The 14,695-nt window shown below is 44.2% G+C and carries 10 protein-coding genes; 4 read left to right on the plus strand and 6 right to left on the minus strand.

From position 1 onward, the window contains the following. Positions 1-3: 3 nt before the first annotated feature. A complete protein-coding gene (locus tag EZ428_RS18115) occupies positions 4-933 on the minus strand; it encodes a sugar phosphate isomerase/epimerase family protein (RefSeq protein ID WP_131554616.1) in 930 nt (309 codons plus the stop codon). A 316-nt stretch (positions 934-1,249) separates the two neighbouring features. Here EZ428_RS18115 and EZ428_RS18120 point away from each other — a divergent pair, with 316 nt between their 5' ends. Together EZ428_RS18120 and EZ428_RS18125 are read left to right on the plus strand one after the other, a co-directional pair. Then, complete coding sequence (locus EZ428_RS18120; RefSeq protein ID WP_131554617.1) at positions 1,250-3,979, plus strand: glycoside hydrolase family 95 protein; 2,730 nt, start codon at positions 1,250-1,252, stop codon at positions 3,977-3,979. 24 nt (positions 3,980-4,003) lie between these two features. Further along, positions 4,004-4,354 (plus strand): response regulator, encoded by a 351-nt coding sequence (locus tag EZ428_RS18125; RefSeq protein ID WP_165501813.1) that lies wholly within the window; start codon positions 4,004-4,006, stop codon positions 4,352-4,354. Between the two features lie 215 nt (positions 4,355-4,569). On the opposite strand, the gene EZ428_RS18130 is transcribed toward EZ428_RS18125, so the two are convergent. After that, positions 4,570-6,315, minus strand: coding sequence for an ABC transporter ATP-binding protein (locus tag EZ428_RS18130; protein WP_131554619.1), 1,746 nt, complete (start codon positions 6,313-6,315; stop codon positions 4,570-4,572). 66 nt (positions 6,316-6,381) lie between these two features. Continuing rightward, entirely contained in the window at positions 6,382-6,537 is a 156-nt protein-coding gene (locus tag EZ428_RS24025) for a hypothetical protein (protein ID WP_165501814.1), read from the minus strand. 421 nt (positions 6,538-6,958) lie between these two features. Here EZ428_RS24025 and EZ428_RS18135 point away from each other — a divergent pair, with 421 nt between their 5' ends. Together EZ428_RS18135 and EZ428_RS18140 are read left to right on the plus strand one after the other, a co-directional pair. Next, a complete protein-coding gene (locus tag EZ428_RS18135; RefSeq protein ID WP_131554620.1) occupies positions 6,959-7,204 on the plus strand; it encodes a hypothetical protein in 246 nt (81 codons plus the stop codon). A 162-nt stretch (positions 7,205-7,366) separates the two neighbouring features. Next, the gene (locus tag EZ428_RS18140) at positions 7,367-7,879 is read left to right on the plus strand and encodes an RNA polymerase sigma factor (RefSeq protein WP_131554621.1); all 513 of its coding nucleotides are present in this window, start codon (positions 7,367-7,369) and stop codon (positions 7,877-7,879) included. A gap of 138 nt (positions 7,880-8,017) precedes the next feature. On the opposite strand, the gene EZ428_RS18145 is transcribed toward EZ428_RS18140, so the two are convergent. The 3 genes from EZ428_RS18145 to EZ428_RS18155 are packed head-to-tail and all read right to left on the minus strand — an operon-like array spanning position 8,018 to position 14,679. Then, the gene (locus EZ428_RS18145) at positions 8,018-10,834 is read right to left on the minus strand and encodes a glycoside hydrolase family 88 protein (RefSeq protein ID WP_131554622.1); all 2,817 of its coding nucleotides are present in this window, start codon (positions 10,832-10,834) and stop codon (positions 8,018-8,020) included. 2 nt (positions 10,835-10,836) lie between these two features. Next, on the minus strand, positions 10,837-12,681 hold the full coding sequence (locus EZ428_RS18150) for a metallophosphoesterase (RefSeq protein WP_131554623.1): 1,845 nt from the start codon (positions 12,679-12,681) through the stop codon (positions 10,837-10,839). Positions 12,682-12,717: 36 nt separating this feature from the next. Further along, positions 12,718-14,679, minus strand: a complete 1,962-nt coding sequence (locus EZ428_RS18155; protein ID WP_131554624.1) for a metallophosphoesterase — start codon at positions 14,677-14,679, stop codon at positions 12,718-12,720. Between the last annotated feature and the right edge of the window lie 16 nt (positions 14,680-14,695).

The following is a 14,695-nucleotide window of genomic DNA, read 5'->3' on the forward strand; positions in this document are numbered from 1 at the left end:
TGTTTACCACCCAAAAGTTTTCTTCACGTGTTCCCTGCTCAGTCTCCAGTCCATGGCCAATGGATTCACCGGCAGGTAGTCCTTGGGAAAGGCCAGTTCAATGGCTACGTTGGATCCCTTGAAGGGAACGGCCCTAAGGGCAGCGGCGATAAGCCCAAAGTCAGTTTTCCCCTGTCCCAGGTACTCGGTCCACGAGCCATCTGTATACTGGTCCCTGATGTGCAGGTAAACAATGTTCTTTCCGTAGACTCGGATGAACTCCACCGGGTCGATGCCTGCCCTGATCAACCAGTTCAGGTCGGGGCCAAGATTCATGTCGGGAATCCTCGAAAGGGTACCCTTCAGGTCATGCATCCCATTCTCCACCTCATAGGTATGGTTATGCAGGTTGGGCTCGATCCCTTCCTCCCTACAAATTACCACTATCTTTTTGAGCATATCGGCCTGTGCATCAAGCTCGGCCTCGGTCTTGAGCCTACCTGCCTCGCCAACGGATATCCCAAAGGTCTTGCCCTTCAATTGGGCCAACCTTGTCACCGACCTTGTAACGTCCTTCAAGATGAAATCATGCTGGCCACGGTCCCAAAGCTTTGGTCCAACGCCATAGGAGGTTCCCGATACCGGAAAGTCATATTTATCGATCAAGCGCTTGATTTCCCTTACCGAATCATCGTGAGAAAGATTGATATCCATCAATTCAATTCCATCCAATCCGGCAGCGCTCATGTCCGAGAATGCCTTTTCCAGGTCTGGGGTACTGTCCCAATTGGGCGGATATTTACTGGCATAGATCCACAGGTGACCATTCACCTTTACCTTTTTTCCACCAAGTACATCCGAGGCATTCAAGATTTGGGGAGCAACCAGTGCACTTGCCAATAACAGCCCTGTGTTCTTTACGAAGGCCCTTCTAGAGGGATAAGATTTTTCCATGATATTTTAATTTATTTACCTTCCCGGCCCGTTAAATTCAGGGCAGGATCGCCCGCTAATTTCCTTTACTTGTAAGACAAATGAATATTGGCTATAGAGTACATCTATTGCTGATTTTCTTTAAACCAATTGTTTTAACAAAAACCAGAAAAATCAACAACTTAATTGCGCTACCATAAAATCACTTTTTTTTTGCGAAGACCTACTCTTCTTGAAGATTTCAGGTGTATATTGTACGTATATGCCCAAGGACTTGACCAATGAATTTCAGCCCATCGGAATTCTCGATTTCCCTGGCAATAGACATTAAAAGAACATGATGCAACAATTTTCAACAAAATTTATAAAGACAACAATTTTAATCCTTGTCATGACGGGAGGCCTGAAAGCGTTCGCACAGGAAAAACGTCCAGAAAAGATTTACAGGCTATGGTATGACGCACCTGCCCCAGAGCTCCCAATCACTTCAATGGATTCGTTGAACAGGATGAGCCTCACAGAGGCCACACCCATTGACCCAGCCTGGGAAAACTGGTCGCTACCCATGGGGAATGGTTATCTAGGTGCCTCCATATTTGGCCGAACGGTTACGGAACGCGTACAGATTACAGAGAATAGCCTGGCTGCCAAAAGTTTATATGGTGGTGTGGGCCTCACTAACTTTGCAGAATTGTATATCGATTTTAATCATCGAACACCTTCAGGTTATACCCGCAGCTTAAGGCTGAATGATGCGGTTTCCACGGTAAAATACACCCAGGATGGCGTGGTTTATCAACGCGAATATTTCACCAGTTATCCCGATAAGGTAATGGTTATCAAGTTAAGGGCAAGTCAGAAAGGAAAACTCTCGTTTACCTTAAGGCCGCAAATACCTTACAAAAAAGAATTTGGTGTAGCATCCAAGAACAACGGGCGGATGGGTAAAGTAACAGCACAGAACGATATCATAACCCTGGCTGGTAAAATGGAGGTTCTAAACATTCTTTTTGAGGGCCAGTTCAGAGTTATTCCATCTGGCGGAAGCATGAAAGCGCTTAATGATGAGACCGGTGATAACGGACGCATTGTGGTTACCGATGCTGACTCTGCTGTTATAGTCGTTGCCGTGGGTACTAATTATAAATTACAAAGTAAGATTTTTTTGGAACATAATTCACTTAAAAAGCTTGATGGTACAGTTTCGCCTCATGGTAAAGTATCGGATATCCTAGAAAAGGCAACTGCTAAAAATTACGCCCGATTGCTTGCTGATCATAAGAAGGATTATATCAATTTATTCTCCAGGGCTCGAATTGATCTAGGTTCCACGGTATCCAAACTACCTACCGACAAACTATTGAAAAACTATAAAGAGGGCATAATTGACACTTACCTCGAAGAGCTATACTTTCAATATGGCCGCTATCTACTGATCTGTTCTTCTCGCCCAGGCACGCTGCCACCTAACCTTCAGGGTATTTGGAGCCAGTATGACATCACGCCATGGACCGGTGGTTATTGGCACAACATCAACGTCCAGATGAATTACTGGCCAGCATTCAATACTAATCTAGTTGAACTTTTTAAACCTTTTGTAGATTATAACCTGGCTTACCGCGAAGCAGCTACTATAGGTGCCACCCAATACATCAAAAAAAATAACCCAAAAATGTTATCGCCCGATGGTGATAACGGTTGGACCATTGGTACAGGGGCAAGTGCGTATAACATATCTTCGCCCGGGGTTCATTCAGGGCCTGGAACAGGTACCATGACCTCTAAGATGTTTTGGGATTATTATGAATTTACCGGTGATAAGAATATCCTCAGAAACATCACTTATCCCACAGTTCTTGGCATGTCCAAATTTTTATCAAAAGTGGTGATAGATACCGCCGGGTTATTGCTTACATCGCCTTCCTATTCACCAGAACAACGTTCGAGGGTTACAAAGGAGCATTATCAAACGGTAGGTTGCGCATTTGATCAGCAGATGATATACGAAAGCCATCAAGACGTGTTAAAAGTTGCAAAAATGATTGGCAGCAAAGATCCAATATTGCCTGTACTGCAGCATCAACTACCTAAACTTGACCCTGTCCAGATTGGATTGGATGGCCAGCTTAAAGAATATCGTGAAGAACAGTACTATGGCGATTTTGTAGACCCTAAACATCGGCATACTTCTCAATTGGTAGGCCTTTATCCCGGCACCATGATCAATTCTTCTACACCGGCCTGGCTTGATGCATCAAGAGAAAGCCTGGACAGACGTGGCGATAAAGCTACCGGATGGGGAATGGCCTATCGCTTAAACCTTTGGGCTAGGATCAAGGATGGCGACAGGGCTTATCTATTGTATCAAACCCTGTTGCAAAGGTGCACGCTTGATAATTTATGGGATACACATCCCCCGTTTCAAATAGACGGAAATTTTGGCGGAACAGCTGGCGTTGCAGAAATGCTTTTGCAAAGCCATGAAGGCTTCATTGATTTATTACCAGCAATCCCTCAAAAATGGAAGACTGGTTCTTTTGATGGATTATTGGCCAGGGGCAACTTCGAGGTTTCAGCCAACTGGAAGAATAACCAGGCCATGAATTTTGCAATCAAGTCTAAAGTTGGCGGCATTTGTAAGCTCAGATACCCTAATATCCAGCAAGCTGTTGTTAAAAACGCTTCAGGTAAGCAAATCATCCTGCTATCTAAAAAGAAAGACTTCGTATCATTTAAAACCAAGGCCGGAGATAGCTTCACTATCAGTGCCATTCCCACCCATTCCAAAGTTACGGCCCCGTCTGACTTGGTTATCCAAGAAAACAGGAACGATGTGGTTGTAATGCAATGGAAAAAAAGCCCGGACGCAATTGCCTATAACGTATACGCCCATTACGGCGACTCACCCGACTACCAATTAGTCCGCCAGCATGTTACCGGCACTACAGCAACTTATAAAATCGCGACAGAAAATGTTGCTAAACATTGCATCTTCAAAGTTACTGCAGTTAACAATCAGGGACGAGAAAGCGATGGGATAAGGGTTAACGTTGTAAAAGACAAGTAGAATAAGTCTTAAATGCCCTGGAGATTGAAAAACTTCAAGGCCTTTACCCTACAGGACTGCAATGCGAACTTTATCGAACTGATCGAAAAGACCAGGGCGCACATAGTGATGCTCGACTTTCCCATTGACGGCAAAAAGTGCATGGAGATCCTTCAGGTCATCAAAGACCGCTATCCTACCCTACCTGTGATCGCCATGAGCTGCAACAACAACATCAATACGGTAGCCTGTGCAAAAGGCTTTGACGGCTACATCGAAAAGCCCTTTGATATTGACCTGCTCTACAGGATACTAAGGAAAATACATCGCAAAGCTTGTCGTACAGTACCAAACAGCAGTAAAGCACATCACCACGAGAACGGAGCTCCGGGATGAGCCAGAAATACTCAGGCATACCCTAATAATGCCTAAAGACTAAAACATCAGCACTTTCTACCATACAAACCTAATTTAAGCTCGAAACCCAAAAAAAAGAAGCCGGAAAATCCAAAGATCATCCCTTCTTCTCTAAATTAATGCCCTCGAGCATATCAAGTTAACCAAACCGCGAATGTTTGTAAAACCTAAATTTAAATCCGCCCCCGAGATAACTATTCCCTACGCTCTCCAATCTGTTGGCGCCACATCGAATAGTAAAGCCCTTTATCCTCCAAGAGCTCTTGGTGCGACCCGGATTCCGATATCCTGCCCTTTTCCAGCACATAGATGATATCCGCATGCATCACCGTCGAAAGGCGATGGGCGATCAGGATGGTCATCTGGTAGCGCGAAGAGGAAATCTCCCGTATGGTACCGGTAATCATTTCCTCGGTCAAAGAATCAAGGGCCGAGGTCGCCTCATCAAAGATCAATAGCCTTGGGTTGCGCAAGAGCGCCCTGGCTATGGAAAGCCGCTGCTTCTCCCCACCCGAGAGCTTCATCCCGTTCTCCCCCAGCACCGTATGAATTCCGTGGGACGCCTTGGCGATGAGCCCAGTTGCAGAAGCCTTGGCCAGGGCAACCTCGATTTCTAGGTCAGTCGCGTCAGGCTTCACAAACAGTAGGTTATCCCTGATCGTTCCCGCATACAGCTGGGTATCCTGGGTCACAAACCCGATCTGCCTGCGCAGCGGGTTATAACGCACCAAAGTCGAAGAGGTGCCGTTAAAGGTAATATCTCCAGATACCGGAACATACAGTCCAACCAGCAGCTTGACCAAGGTGGACTTTCCCGAACCCGAAGGCCCGACAAAGGCAATGGTCTGCCCCCTGCGAATCGCAAAGGAAAGGTCATCGATCGCATTGTAACCAGCAGTCTTGTGGCGGAACACCACCCTATCAAACTCCAGGCTTTCCAGCGCGGACACCTCCACGGAATTCTCGGGCCTGGTCTCAACGGGCCTATTCATCAGCCTATCAAAGGTCCGCAGCGAGGCGTCCGCCTCCCGATATAAAATGATCATGTTGCCAAGGTCCTGCAGGGGATTGAAGATCGCCGTGGAAATGAACTGCATCGCAATCAGCTCCCCAGTGGTCAGCACCTTTCTAAAGATCAGCCACAAAAGGATAAAAAGGATCGATTGCTTCAAAAGGCTCAAAAGGTTTCCCTGCAAAAACGAAAGCATCGCCACCTTTCGGGCCTTGAGCATCTCCAAATCAAATATCTTCAGGGTCTGGGCATTCAGGCGCCTGATCTCGGAAAAGGTAAGCCCGAGGCTCTTGACCAGCTCGATGTTACGCAAACTCTCGGTGATCACCCCAGCCTGGCTGTCAGTCTGCCTATTGATCGAGCGCTGGATGAACTTGATGCGCTTTGATACAAGGCCAGTCAGCGAGCCAAGTAGCAGCACGCCCACAAAGAATACAGGAACCAGCAGCCAGTTCTTTTCCAAGGAGTACCACACCAGAAAGCCAACGCCAACAAGGGCGGAGAAAAGTACGTTCACAAAAGAATTCACGAAACGTTCGGTATCGGTTTTCACCTTCTGCAGCACCGAGAGCGTAGAGCCGCTTCTGGAATCCTCAAACTCCTGGAAGGAAAGCCGAAGAGTCTGCTTGAGCCCATCGTTGAAGATGTGCATCCCGAACCTCGCCACCGCCTTTCTTGCAACAAAGTCCTGCAAAGCCTTACAGAGCCTTGCACCAACGGCAATCCCCAGGGCCAACAGCAGCCAGTAAACGATACCAGACACCAGTCCCCTTTCAGAGAGCCCAGCCCGGTTGGTTGCATATCTATCGATAATCGTCCCGAATATCATCGGGTCCACCAAGGTAAGCACCTGTGCCAAAGCGGCAAAGAGCAAAGCCAAAACGATCAGCACCCAGTGCGGGCGCAGGTATTTCCATAAAATCTTCATAGGCATCTTAGTGGGAAGCCCCTTTGCAAACAACAGGGAACACCATAAGTTTTCCCTTCCTGTATATTAACCCTCCATCGAGGAATAGATATGTTCCAGCTCCTCGCCCAGTTCAAGGTGTACCCCCAGCAGCGCATTGACCTTTTCTGCATCTAGGTCGTTCAACTGATCCTTGGCATAAAGTTCGAGTATGCCACTCTCAATATACTTTTTGATATCCACAACATTATGGGTTTAAGGGATGTATCAGCGCTGATCATCTTTAAAAAAACGGAAAAGACCATCAGCCCTTCCCGTTCATCTAAATTAACGCTCTCGATATATTAAACGCTAAAAAAGCCAGAATGTTTTGAGCCCACCAAAATAAAAACCTTAACCTCGCGCTCCTTAGTCCTCATCACAACTGTACCTTTACAGGCAAACAATACCCACAGCAAATGGTTCCCAACGGATAATGTCCAGAAGAAAGAACATCAAATCCGAACAACAGTTCGAGGCAGCCCTGGTGCTTGAAAAGCCAGGAAACAACAACCGTGCAACAAAGGTTGAAATAATGCAAAGTCCGCGGAATATCCCACAGACTTTTTTTTGGACAACAAAACAAAAAACAGTTCTCAAACGTTAGACCAAAAAAGGAAGTAAAATGACACCCGACCTGCTTTTACGCATCAGTGCAGAGCTGACTGACTACTACAGCGAATGGATCCTAATTGCAGACCGCGACATCGATGGAAGTATCGTCATGTTTACCAAACCCTTCATCGATTTTGAAGGCTTCACCTGTCATCTCTGCGATACGATTCTTGATACCATACCGCTTAATAAAGGACTAGCCATTAAGCTCTATGGCTTCGGTCAGGATGATAACGTCTATATTAAGTTTTGCTAATACCCGCGTAGCTAACCGAGTTAAGGAATTCATCCAAAGTTCATAAAGTCCAGAATTTTAGACAGATCAACAGCGTGTAATGGCTGTCCTATTAAATTATGGGCCAACCCTTTAAAAAGGTACGGTTATTGATCTACGAAAATCAACCTAACCAATAACCTTATGGAAGCACAGCTATATAACCAACTACTAAACGATCACACCCCAATGTTACGTACGTTTGCCTACCGCTTTACCCGCGATAACGAGGAAGTAGACGACCTAATGCAGGACACCATGATCAAGGCCATCAAAAATTATGGCCAGTTCAAAGAAGGCACCAACATCAAGGCATGGTTATTTACCATACTTAGGAATACTTTTATCAACGAATACCGCCGTAACACCAGAAAGAACGCCCTGATCACAACAGAGAAAGAAATATCATCCGCTCACCTCTCCCAAAGTGCCACCAGCAATGCAGGAGAGGCAAACTTTGCCATGGCCGATATCCAAAAGGCATTAGCATCCATCCCCGAACACTACCGAATCCCCTTTGTGAAATATTTCGAAGGTTATAAGTACGAAGAGATCGCAGTTGAGCTGAACATCCCCATCGGAACCGTTAAGACTAGGATTCATATGGCAAGACAAATACTTCAGAAAAAACTGAAACCGTACCGTAGTGCGGTCTAGGTGATACCAAGACCGCCGAGCAATCTGCAACTTTAGGAAAGAATTCCTGGACTCTCCAGTGAGTGCTTCGCTCAGCTGAATTTAAACAGAACGGAACCGGGATCACCAGGATAATACGAAAATTTAAATTAGGTACCCCTAATTATTTAACCTCAAGGTTTCCGTTTGTGTGATCTTACCCGCAACTTGAACAGCCGAAATATTCCATTCAATCTGGTCGGCATTATTTTCTAATGCTATAGAAAACTCAAACGGGTAACTTTCATCAGTAATCTTGTTCCAAGTTTTTGAACTCTTTAACCGGTAGTTGAAAGTGACCTTTTTAACTTTTTCGTTATTTGCAGTCAGCCAAACATAGGCGTTGCTAAATTTGCCGTAGGAGAAAATAGCCGAATTCACTCTCCCCACTTCGGTATCGATCAGCTTATAAGGGCTATTCCCTTGGACCTGATCAGCTTTCTGTTGAAACTGCGGTGCGATCGAAATGTCATCTATCGAAATTGCCATGATTCCCTTCCCTTTAACTTGGAGGTTTATTATCCCATTTTTTATTGTAATTGGCATTGGAGTTCCGTTTTCCTTCCAAACCCTCCCTGAATAATTTTTACTTACATCAATCGGCACCAATTGTGGATTAACGTCTACCTTAAAATCAATTTCCTCATTGCTTTGGTTTAGGAATGCGATATAGAACTTCCCATTGCCATATCCGGTTAAGGTGTTGATTTGTTCATTACTCACCTTCAACACCTGCTTCGGCATCCAAAGGGTTACATCTCTATCGTCATAAAAATCCCCTGTTTCATGACCATACACGTTGCTTTTCAAATATGCATATCCGACTGCAAAAGCACCTGGAAAATTGATTTTGCCTGCTGAAGATGTATAGGCGTCTGAAACGAGGTAATCAAATAACATCGAGATCTGTGGCCAAACGTGATTGTAATAAAACTGGTTGTAGGAAACCTCATGCTGCTTGCGTAACGGATAATCTGGACGGGCATAAACGGTATTGAATTCCCCGTCGATATCATAACCTGGATAGTTGGTGTAGCGCCCAACTACTGCTGAACGGGCAACCCATCGATAAAAGTCATTTTTGGTATGGTATGCCAACCGAAGATAATGTGGGGCAAACTGAGCCAAGAATATTGCAGGATTCCAAGAGATCGTGTTACTGGCTTCTGGGGTGAGGCCAATCTGCGAAACTTGCCACGCTGGAACGGTCTGCTTGGGGGCTATCATTGCTGGTATCGTATCCCTAACTGCTTCAATACACCTAAAATCTACAATTCCTTTTTCGTTTACGGTAATGGTTCCCGAAGGTATTGTTGGATAAAACCAAATGTATTGCAAATATTGTTTAGCTCCACTTTCTGCAGCATCGAGATACTTTCTATCCTTGGACACTTCGTAGAGATTTAACATTTCCATCCATAAGGGAGCATAATCTGTCCAAAATTGAGCAGCCTGTTTTGGACCGGAATCACTAAAATCAATTTGCTTCACGGCAATCCTACGAGCAATATATGCGTCTGCACCCTGTTTCGCTTTGTCTAGATATTGCTGATCACCAGTCATTTTATATAATCCAAGTAAGTTTGGCCAATCGCTCCCAACACTTACTTTTGTTAAATTCAACTGCCGAGAAGTTTGGCTCAAGCTATCTGCAAAATATTTAAAGATGGGAGCTTGATTATTGTAGAACTTATGGAGTACGGCCAGTTCAGAAACTTCCACTGCAGGACCGGCCATTTTGCTCGATGGCTGTTGCCTTGTGATGTTCTTGTTTACAGAAAAAAGGTATTTTTCCCTAGAAATCAGGTATTCGATCATCGGCAAAGCACGTCTATCGTATATCCCTTTATTATCGGTAATGACCGCGGTTGATAGCGGATGCAGACCAGAAACATTTTTTACGGTGCTAGCTACATCGGTGGAATAGTCAAAACCCTTCATTTCTGCGCTCCAGCGACTGTAGACATCATCCAGTTGGAAATCAATCATATTTTCAATGGTCTGATTAAGATTGGCATATACGTTTTTGCGGTAATCCTTAAAACCAAAGATATTTTTTGCTGCATCCATAAAGGCATCTGGTTGTCTACCCTTGAAAGCATAAATCCGTTGTTTAAAAGCATACTTTTGACCTGCTGTCATTTTCGAATCGGTATTGCCGAACACTGGAGAAAAGATCATAGGCTGTGCATTGCCATTTGCATTTCTCAACACTACACCAAAATCGATAAATCCCTTTGGTTGGTAAGGCAAACGATACGGCAAAAAAGATGGCTCGACCAGTACACCATAGGTTAGTCCATCTGATTCAACCATTGTCCCAGGTAAACTACTACACATGTCTTCTGTTGAGAAAAAAGAAATCTCTGGAAACCTTTTTTCCTGCCACACTGGAGGCTGCCAAAGTGCATCAAGTTTGGCTGGTTCAAGTTCAGGCATTCCGGTGAAGCCTATCGTATAATATCCTGCTTCCTTCGCAATAAACTCGTAGCTTAAAACGGGTTCGGTAGCCTCTTTCAATGATAGTGTTGCTGTTAATCGAAAATCATTTGTTTCTGCAAAATCAAATGTGAGCACACCAGCCTCTAGCGAAATACCTCTTGCAACAATTACAATTGGACTTGCTACCTTAAAAAAATCTGCAACAGGTTTTTTCGTCAATGGATCTTCCCAAACTGGGATCCTTACTGCACCAATTTCTTTTTTCATGAACTTGGCCGCTCCGGAAAAACTCAGTTTCGGATCAGCCATGCTTTTCATCACCGTAAACTGTGGCTTGACGTTAAAAGTCTTTCCGGAGACCAAATGTCTTATCGCCGCTAATCCATCAGTTGTTATTTCAATCCGATAAGCCTTATTCGCGATTTGTTTCTGGGCATACAGCTGGACTGAAATAAACAACAGAACGCAGGAAAATAGTTTTGATAAAACTTTCATGATTATTTATAAAATGATTGACGAATGGCGTAGCTCAAATTTACGCACCGTTGAGCTTTTAGGTTAGAGATGGTTGCCTGTTGGAAGATGATCAGCTGTCCGGTTAAAGGTTTATATACCGCAAGGTCGGTTTTCCCGTCGCCATTGTAGTCTCCTGGTGCAGGTATGTCTCCATTTTGACCGATGACGATAGGTTTCATCCCTTCCACCAACCAAGTATTTGTATTGAGTCTTTTATTCATCCTAAATACCGAGGGAATTGACTTTCCCTGACCCTTATAGTCACCTGGAACTGGGATATCGCCCTTTTGACCAAAAACCTTGGTAGTTAGGCCATTGATTTTCCATACCGAGGTTAGCGAATTAAAGGTGGCAAAATCTGCTTTTCCGTCGCCATTAAAGTCAAATGGAATAGCAATGTCACCAAAATCAACATCATTTACCGTAATTAGCTTTTTCGAATAGAGCTGTTTCACCTGAAAGGTTTTAGTCACTGGATTAAACGTTGCAACATCAATCGTGCCGTTCCCATCGTAGTCAGCTGGAATCGGAACATCGCCAGCTTGCCCCAGTGTATCTGTCCTGCCATCCTTTATGGCCCAAAGGCCATCATTGTAGGTAGCTAGATCAGTTTTTCCATCACCATTATAATCAGCTGCCACAGGAATGGAATTCAAATCCCCAAATCTCACCTTTTGATTCAAGTATGTCCAGGTACCTTGCTTAAATCCAATCAATTCACTTCTTCCATCATTATCCATGTCATTTTTTCTTGAAGTAGCGAAGCCATGTTTCCAAGGTTTGGTAAATACTTCAATTGGTTTTTGTCCAGGAACAAACGACTTAAACTCAAGCAGATCTTTGCCAGGAATAAATTTGATCGTGCGAACTACCCCAGGTGGAAAGCTAGATTCTCCCTTGCCACACGAGTATGAAAAATCTGTGGTAAAACTTTTGACTGTCCTTCCATCAAAGGTATCTTCCCGGTAATAGCTTCCGTAGGCATGCCCTCCCAAAAACATAAAGAAATTTGGAAAAGATTTTAACTTGTCATAGATTTTTGCGGATTGGCTATAGCTTGGGTTTTGATAGGTTTGACGTCCCCAATCATTTTTCCCATCCTTGTCTGTATCAGAAGCTGAAACCGTGAAATGGGTGGCCAGGATTACTTTTCTATTGGCATTTTCTTTTTTATCCATCATTTGGTAAGCCCAGTTCAAAGCGGTATCTGCCTCTGCTTCCACGTGTTGCCATTTAAAATACAGGATCATAAATTCTCCTACCGGCGTTTGGATCACATCATAGTGGTTTTGATTGGATTGATCCGTGGGGAAACCTGCCCTATTATAGGATGGAAATTGAGATCTACCAAAATACCGGTCAAAATCCGGAACCGCCGGAAAAGAGGTACCATATTTAGGGTAGGTAAACCTTGAGGCAAAGTTCAGGTCATGGTTACCTGGCACAACACCAAAAGGAACATTTGCCTTTTTAAAAGGCTCATAGGTATCATGTGCCCGCTCCCATTGTAAATGGGTTTCTTCTCCGGGCTCATTAAAATTATCGGTTATATCACCTAAAGAGACAACATACTTGATATTTTCCTTTTCCTTATTGTTGATCACCCAACTCACCATATGCTGGAATGGGGTAAGACCCTGGCAATCTGCATCCAACTTTTTATCATCAAAATCAACGTAGTTTTGGGTATCCCCGAATACGGCAATGGTAAATTCATCAGCACCTGCAGTTGCCAATTGTTTTTCTTCGGGTTTCAGTGCCACAGTGCCCAGGTATACGAATACGGAAACAATCACAATGATCAGGTATGTTTTTTTATACTTCATTTCAATCGGGAGTAACGGGTGAATCTTAAATCGGACCTAAAAAAAGAACTTGCGAATATGGTAAGGGAGGTTTAATGGCTTGGCGTTCAATATTCCAGTCAATAGCGTAGCCTGCCCATTAATCGTTACCTTACCGTCAGTTGGGTTGTAAACCGCAATATCGGTTTTACCATCGCCATTGTAATCTCCAGGAACAGGTATCAAGTTGCTTGTTGTTCCAATCAGGATAGGTGTTGCATTACCGTATACATACCATTCGTTATGTGTCATCGTTCCTGTTTTCTTACGGAAGATCGCCCTGGTATTCCGACCTGTGCCATTATAATCGCCAGGAACAGGAATATCACCTGATTGTCCATAAACCGACGAGCTGATGCCTGGGATCACCCATTGCGCCGTGCCAGTGTTAAAGGTTGCAAAATTTACCTTTCCATCTCCATCATAATCTGCAGCAACCGGAATATTCCCAAAACCTGAATTGGTATAAGTGGTATTAGCGCTCGAATAAGTTTGGCGCACATAGAACTTCTTTTCGGATGGTCTATAGATTGCGCAATCAGAAGTTCCATTGCCATCATAATCTCCCGGAACCGGGATATCTTCAGCAAGAGAACCTAGTGTCACATCTGGTTCAACATTTTTACGCTTCCAAACACCATCCCTAAAAATCGCTGGATCGGTCGTGCCATCACCATCATAATCTCCAGGAACAGCAATATCGGTGCTTAGTCCGTAATTTACATCAAGGGTTGGATTGGTTATTTTCCAAGTAGCCCCAACATAAAAGGTCGGCTGGCTTTTTGAATAGTTGAAATAATCGTTAGTTCTTGATGTGGTGAACCAGCGTGTCCACGGCCTATCAAATTGATTGGTTACCTCACCCGTGCTCGCCACAAAGGTTTTTAAAGTGATTTTATCCTTAACTTTAGAAAACCTCAATGTTCTAAGCATGCCCTCGGGCCTACTGCAACCGGAATAATCAGAATTGTAGCTTTGCACCACCACGCCATTGTGGGTTTCATGTCGCTGTACCTCTCCACCTACATGTCCACCCACTAGCAGGAAGAAATTTGGTAAATCTTTAAACTTATCGTAAAGTTCACCAGACTGATAATAATTATCATGACCCAAAAGACCCCACTCCGCATCGTTTTTTGCATCTTGATAGGTTGGTGTGATGGCGAAATGTGTGGCGATAATTATCTTCCGGTTAGCATATTCTGGTTTAGTAATTTCTGCATAAGCAGCATCACGAGCGGCAACCGATGCACTCCTTTCGTGTTCCCAACGGAAATAAAGTATGGCCAATTCTCCTGCAGGGGTATTTACGACGTCAATATGGTTTTCGTTGGTACCTGCAGGATATTCCCATTTATGAAAATTTGCGTTAGGCCAGGCTGGGGAAATAAATTGCGAGCGCCCAAAATTACTGGTATAACCAGGATGAACAGGATAGGAATGGATGCTCGCACTCTCGAAAAGTTGGTCGTGATTTCCGGGAACGGCCCCAAAGGGAACATTGGCATCTCTTAGTATATTGTAAGCCGTTCTAATTCTTGTCCACTGGTTAGTACCTTCCGTAGTAGCTGGATTAGGATTATAATTATCGGTCATGTCACCCAACGTAATCACATATTTAATGTTTTCGATGGTTTTATTGTCTGCAATCCACTGCATTTGATCTAGCAAGGGTTGGTAGGTCTGACAATCACTATCCCCTGTGTTGTTCTCGAAATCCACGTAGTTCTGTGTATCGCCAATCAGCACCAACGTGAATTCATCACCAGTGGCAGGGTCGTCACTTAAGGCGGAGCGTTCATTTGGCACTTCGTATTTCTCTGTCTCCGCATCTCCAATCAGGGTTCCCTCATTTACTTCAGAACAGGATGGAAGCAATAAGCTTGCTGATAAGATGGTGCATGCTAATAATTTCCCTAGCTTAGCAACTGGGAAACGCAGGAACCTTACTTTGGTTTTGATGATTGTCAAGTGTTTCATATTTATAATTAGTTTA

It is taken from the genome of Pedobacter frigiditerrae (genome assembly GCF_004331645.1).
GTDB lineage: Bacteria > Bacteroidota > Bacteroidia > Sphingobacteriales > Sphingobacteriaceae > Pedobacter > Pedobacter frigiditerrae.

Bases quoted from the DNA above. Each gene is read 5' to 3' on its own strand.
- EZ428_RS18155 (WP_131554624.1), bottom strand. From the start codon at position 14,679: ATGAAACACTTGACAATCATCAAAACCAAAGTAAGGTTCCTGCGTTTC.
- EZ428_RS18115 (WP_131554616.1), bottom strand. From the start codon at position 933: ATGGAAAAATCTTATCCCTCTAGAAGGGCCTTCGTAAAGAACACAGGG.
- EZ428_RS18130 (WP_131554619.1), bottom strand. From the start codon at position 6,315: ATGAAGATTTTATGGAAATACCTGCGCCCGCACTGGGTGCTGATCGTT.
- EZ428_RS18140 (WP_131554621.1), top strand. From the start codon at position 7,367: ATGGAAGCACAGCTATATAACCAACTACTAAACGATCACACCCCAATG.
- EZ428_RS18135 (WP_131554620.1), top strand. From the start codon at position 6,959: ATGACACCCGACCTGCTTTTACGCATCAGTGCAGAGCTGACTGACTAC.
- EZ428_RS18150 (WP_131554623.1), bottom strand. From the start codon at position 12,681: ATGAAGTATAAAAAAACATACCTGATCATTGTGATTGTTTCCGTATTC.
- EZ428_RS18120 (WP_131554617.1), top strand. From the start codon at position 1,250: ATGATGCAACAATTTTCAACAAAATTTATAAAGACAACAATTTTAATC.
- EZ428_RS18145 (WP_131554622.1), bottom strand. From the start codon at position 10,834: ATGAAAGTTTTATCAAAACTATTTTCCTGCGTTCTGTTGTTTATTTCA.